The 4,990-nt window shown below is 38.7% G+C and carries 4 protein-coding genes and 2 pseudogenes; 4 read left to right on the top strand and 2 right to left on the bottom strand.

What is annotated here, in order from left to right; all coding sequences use genetic code 11:
• Positions 1 to 141 (top strand): annotated as a pseudogene (gene tuf, locus U2P91_RS17550) (elongation factor Tu); the annotation flags it as partial.
• Between the two features lie 218 nt (positions 142 to 359).
• A complete protein-coding gene (locus U2P91_RS17545; protein WP_111889121.1) occupies positions 360 to 617 on the top strand; it encodes a hypothetical protein in 258 nt (85 codons plus the stop codon).
• Between the two features lie 44 nt (positions 618 to 661).
• Here U2P91_RS17545 and U2P91_RS17540 read toward each other — a convergent pair whose 3' ends face one another.
• A complete protein-coding gene (locus U2P91_RS17540) occupies positions 662 to 1,318 on the bottom strand; it encodes a TetR/AcrR family transcriptional regulator (protein WP_111889122.1) in 657 nt (218 codons plus the stop codon).
• Between the two features lie 284 nt (positions 1,319 to 1,602).
• Here U2P91_RS17540 and U2P91_RS17535 point away from each other — a divergent pair, with 284 nt between their 5' ends.
• Both U2P91_RS17535 and U2P91_RS17530 read left to right on the top strand, forming a co-directional pair.
• On the top strand, positions 1,603 to 2,997 hold the full coding sequence (locus tag U2P91_RS17535; RefSeq protein ID WP_322520085.1) for an MFS transporter: 1,395 nt from the start codon (positions 1,603 to 1,605) through the stop codon (positions 2,995 to 2,997).
• A gap of 153 nt (positions 2,998 to 3,150) precedes the next feature.
• Positions 3,151 to 4,545: an SLC13 family permease gene (locus U2P91_RS17530; protein WP_111889124.1), complete on the top strand. Its 1,395-nt coding sequence runs from the start codon at positions 3,151 to 3,153 to the stop codon at positions 4,543 to 4,545.
• 349 nt (positions 4,546 to 4,894) lie between these two features.
• Here the strand turns inward: U2P91_RS17530 and U2P91_RS17525 are convergent.
• Positions 4,895 to 4,990, bottom strand: a pseudogene (locus U2P91_RS17525) (cobalamin-binding protein); the annotation flags it as partial.

Raw genomic sequence — 4,990 nt, 5'->3', positions numbered from 1 at the left:
ATGGTTATGCCAGGGGATAACGTGCAAATGGAAATCACCCTGATTACCCCAATCGCCATCGAAGAAGGTTTACGTTTTGCGATTCGTGAAGGCGGCCGTACCGTTGGTTCTGGTGTTGTAGCTAAAATGCTGGCTGATTAATCTCGCCGCGTAAGATACATTATAAAGTATGAAAAAAACAATATTTGAGCGATGCTGTTTGATCAGTTCGACAGCGTAAGGTAAATACAAATAGTCGTTATTTTTCCCCGCCTCTCCAGTAGAGGCGGTTTTTTTATGGGCATAAGAAAACTCTGTTCGAAGTTGTTTTGTAATTATGATACAATAGAAGAATAAATTTAGTTGGGGGAAAAAAGTAAATGAAGAAGTACATCAGTGTAGCCATTCGTGATAAGGTGGAATCAACCGGAAATGACTATAATAAAGGTTTTCGGAAATGTAGAGCAGAAGAATTGGCCCAGGAAATTGATGTCGTCTGTAACGACTATGATGAAAAAGGCTATGATCTTTTCTCAATTGTGCCCATTGTTCAAGGGCAGCATATCGTTTTTTCCAGTGATGGTAGTTGGGCAAACAGTGTTACAGAAGGTGTGATTATCACGTTTAGAGCAAAGTAATCATTAGAAAAGGTCTATTCAGAGTATTTCTGAATAGACCTTTTTTAGATCAGCAATTTGATTTCTGAAAAATCGTGTTCGCGAAAGAACAGTAATGCTTCATAGCTGACACGATAGATTGACTTCTGTGGAACACCCAAACAGCGGGCAGTATTGGTGATAATAAGAATCGAAAAATCTTCCACCGGCATTTTTATCCGGGCTTCACAAAAAGCTCGTGTGAGTTCGCGACGAGCGCCAAAATCTGCAATTAGCAGGGCATCAAATTCAATGGGACGAATACGTAAATTATAATCGTTAACAAAGTCATGATAGATTTCACCCATTTTTCCATGAAGAAAAGGATAAAGTGAGTCGTTTTTAGAAATCTCATAATAAAAATTATTGACGTGTGGATCACTGAGTAGATGATGATACCAGACCATGGTTAAATAGAAATGCTTTTCAAAGGCATTAATGGGCTTATATCCGATCAATTTTTCTTTTAGTGCCTCGTGGATGGAAATGAGATAATCATCAAATATTTTTGCAATAAAGGTGTCCTTTGTTGCAAAATGATAGGTCATGGAACCTAAAGTTGTATCAGAACGATCAGCAATTTGTTGAATCGTAGTGGCATTGTAACCCTGAGAGTAAAAAAGTTCTTTGGCGCTCTGATAGATACGTTCCTTGGTCATCTCACCCTTAGTCATTTTTCGCATAAGTAATCTCCTTAAAAGCATATGTAGCATAGCAATTTTAGCATTAAGTGAGAAAATAAACAAGGAAAAATCCAAAAGATTTAAATAGAAAAAAAAAATAAAGCAATATTACTACAAAAACAGTAAAACAAACTTTGTTTAATAAAAAATGCTTGACAAAATCGTTGTAAAGGGTTACTATTTTAGTAAGTCTTCGTAATATTACTGAATGAACGATACAATTAAGGTAAAAGTCCGGAAATTTTACTTTAGTTAAAATTTAAAATTTTGAGGAGGCTCTTATTATGGAAAAAAAACCCTTAAGTTCAGGGCTTAAGAAATTATTTGGTATTGGGGATCTTGGTTTTACACTGATGTCGAATGTTGAAGTATTTTATTTTGCATATTTTTTAACAAACATTGCAAAATTTGATTTGGGAACTACTGCAATAATTATGACCTTAACAAGTACAGTAGATATGGTATTGTCACCTTTTTATGGTGGATTTATTGATGCTCTTAAACCAATGAAATGGGGAAAATACAGATCGTGGTTGTTGGTAATACCACCAATTGTTGTCGTTCTCTATACAATGATGTTTACGGTTATTGGCACTGGAATCGTACCAATGGTTATCATTTGTGTCGCTTTCATTACTTCACATGTGGCTTGGAACTTCTCGTACGTTGCTAATATAGCACTAATTCCAACAATATCAACAACACCAGAAGATCGAACACAATTATCTGCAACACGAGGTGCTTATGCAAATGTTGGGAAAATTATTTTCTCAGCAATGGGCTTAGCCACTATTTTATGGGTTGGTGAATTAGTCAAAAACCCAATACTTGGGTTCACTATTTCGGCATTCGCAATGGCATGTGTTTACTGGTTAGGCTATTTCATTCACTTCAAACTGACTAGTGGATATGAAGTAACATATGAAAATGCTGCTGCAAATGCGAATACTCCAAAAAAAGAAAAAATATCCATGGGCGATATGGCTAGATCATTGGTTCAGAATCCACATTTGTTAGTGTTACTTTTAGCAGATGTCGCACGTTGGACAGTTAACTTTGTCTGTGCCGGCTCGGCAGTATACTTCTTTACCTATGTCGCAAACGATGTTGCAATGTTTAGTATATATTTGTTGGTTGCAAATATTATGGCGGTAATTGGCTCATATTTAAGTAAATATGTTGCCGCAAAACTGTCAACACGAACTGCGGCACTGATTGGTTGCTACGGTCTAGGGGTATTCTTGATCGGCTGTCAATTCGTAGTTGGTAATATCATGCTCGTTCTAATCATCCTTTCATGTGCTCAGTTCTTCTTAGGATTCCTTTACGCATTGATGGTTGCTTTATACGGCGATGCATCGATATACAGTGAATGGAAAACAGGAAAAGCAGCATCAAGCTGGGTTATGGGATTATCGAATTTACCATTGAAACTCGCTATCTTCATCAAAGGTTTAATCATACCGGCAATGCTGGCTGCCGCAGGATTCGTTGCACAAATGGATCCGGCTACTGCTACACCGGAATTAAAAGCTGGTATTACGACTTTATTCTGTACAATCCCAGGTTGTACGGTCCTTGCTGGTGCGGTTCTGTTAACCTTTGGATACCGCTTAACGACAGAAAAAGTGTTACAATATCAGAATGAAATAGACGCAAGGAAAAAAATAACAGAATAGTAGACGTAAAGAAGATGACATTAAAATAATTACATAACAAATAAGAAGCCATATTCAAATCAATTGATAGGCTTCTTATTTATTTCATGAGATGAATAGCGATACTGTTGGCTAAAAAAAACTATTATCTTTAAACTATGATTGAGGTGGATTATGAATAAAAAACAGATCATCGGATTGATTATTAGCATTGCTGTGCTGATGGCCGCTTTTTTTCTACCCATACCAATGGGTCTGACCGATAAGGGACTGATAACCATTGGCCTGCTGCTGTTCTTTTTAATCATGTTGATTACTGAGGCGCTGCCAGTTGGAGTTATTTGTTTCCTATGTCTGGCGCTATTACCAATGCTGGGGGTCACAAAAAATCTGACCGCCGGACTAAGTGGATTTACCAACACGATCTTATTTTTTGTCCTGGCTTCATTTGGACTCGCGGAGGCGGTGGCCTCAACGCCGATTGTCCAACGGATCTTGCATGCTCTGCTTAAAAAATTTGGTAAGGATGTTAAAACCTGTGTCCTGGCGATCATGGTTGCTGGAGCTATCGTATCTTCGATTGTCACGGATGTACCATCAGTAGTCGTTTTTATGGGTATCGGAGCCAGTTTTCTCAAGCTTTTCGTCAATAAAGCAGATCGTCAGCAAACAGCAAAATCATTAATGATAGGAATTCCGATAGCGGTGATGCTGGGGGGACTGATGACGCCAGCTGGCAGCGGCATTAACATATTAACCATTGGACTACTGCAAAATCTGGCGGGAATCCAGATTACCTTTATCCAGTGGATGGTTTGCAGCATTCCCATTGTGATGGTAATGGTACTGCTGGCCTGGTTTGTTCTGACAAAAATATTTCCGCCAGCAGAAATTGAACAGACTGAGATTCAAGCATACATGACGACAATTGAAGTGAAGGAGAAAGTCAGCAGCAGAGAGCTTAAAGTTATTTTTATCGGATTAGGCATGATTACGTTCTGGCTGCTCAGCTCATTCTTTCCGGCTATTGAAGTGACTGTAGTAGCCTTATTTGGTTGTGTCTGCTTCTTTTTACCGGGCATAAAGATTCTCACCTGGGAGCGATACATGAAAGCAGTGAGCTGGACTTCCTTTATCTTGATTGGGACGGTTTTATGTATTGCCAACACAATTGTTGCAAACGGTGTCAGCGATTGGTTTGTAACCTATATCCTGCCATCATCGTTATCATTTTCAATTATAGAAGGGGTATTTTTTGTAGCAGTACTGAGTTTTGTTATTATGCTGATTGTTCCTGTGGCACCCGCCTTGATCGGCGTTTTGACGCCGGTCATTATCAGCCTGGCAGCAACCACCGGTATCAATCCGGCGCTGCTGATCATTACCTTGGGACTATGTGCCGGTAACTGTTATTTATTCCCGATTGACACGATTCCTTTGATTACCTATACAGCTGGCCATTATAAGATGACCGATATGCCAAAGGCTACTGTCTGGCTCCAATTGGCTTTTATCGGATTAGCCACACTCTGGCTGCCGATTGTCGGAAATCTGATTGGACTGGTATAAAAATAATCTGTATCATGGCTGGTCAGATTTCTGTCTGTTTTTTAATTGTTAAGACCATTATAATGAACCGGATGAATGGTCAAAGGTTAGATTAAAGTAATTGTAAGACAAGGTTCCAATGCATTGTGTTAAAATAAAATTAATGTTCAGTTAATGTAGTAACAGGGGCGATTATATATCGATCGGGGAATAAGCAGGTATATAAAGCTTTTGTAATTGAAGTTCGGCGAGCTGCAGTGACAGGAAAAATCGTGGAATAATATGAGCGATAAAAAAAGAAAACGCTAGTCTAGCGTTTTCTTTTTTTTAACATCATTTTAATATCAAGGAAAGGCATTTGTAATAAGTGTTAGGCAACCATTTCTTTGGCTTTAACAGCCGCGCTACCAGCATCAGGAGCAAATCCGTCAGCGCCGATTTCAGCTGCATATTCTGGGGTTACAGG

This window comes from Acetobacterium sp. K1/6 (assembly GCF_034438075.1).
Taxonomy (GTDB): Bacteria; Bacillota; Clostridia; order Eubacteriales; family Eubacteriaceae; genus Acetobacterium; species Acetobacterium carbinolicum.
This window is presented reverse-complemented; position numbering and strand designations above follow the sequence as displayed.

Coding starts and splice junctions, on each gene's coding strand:
- U2P91_RS17545 (WP_111889121.1), top strand. CDS start 360: ATGAAGAAGTACATCAGTGTAGCCATTCGTGATAAGGTGGAATCAACC.
- U2P91_RS17540 (WP_111889122.1), bottom strand. CDS start 1,318: ATGCGAAAAATGACTAAGGGTGAGATGACCAAGGAACGTATCTATCAG.
- U2P91_RS17535 (WP_322520085.1), top strand. CDS start 1,603: ATGGAAAAAAAACCCTTAAGTTCAGGGCTTAAGAAATTATTTGGTATT.
- U2P91_RS17530 (WP_111889124.1), top strand. CDS start 3,151: ATGAATAAAAAACAGATCATCGGATTGATTATTAGCATTGCTGTGCTG.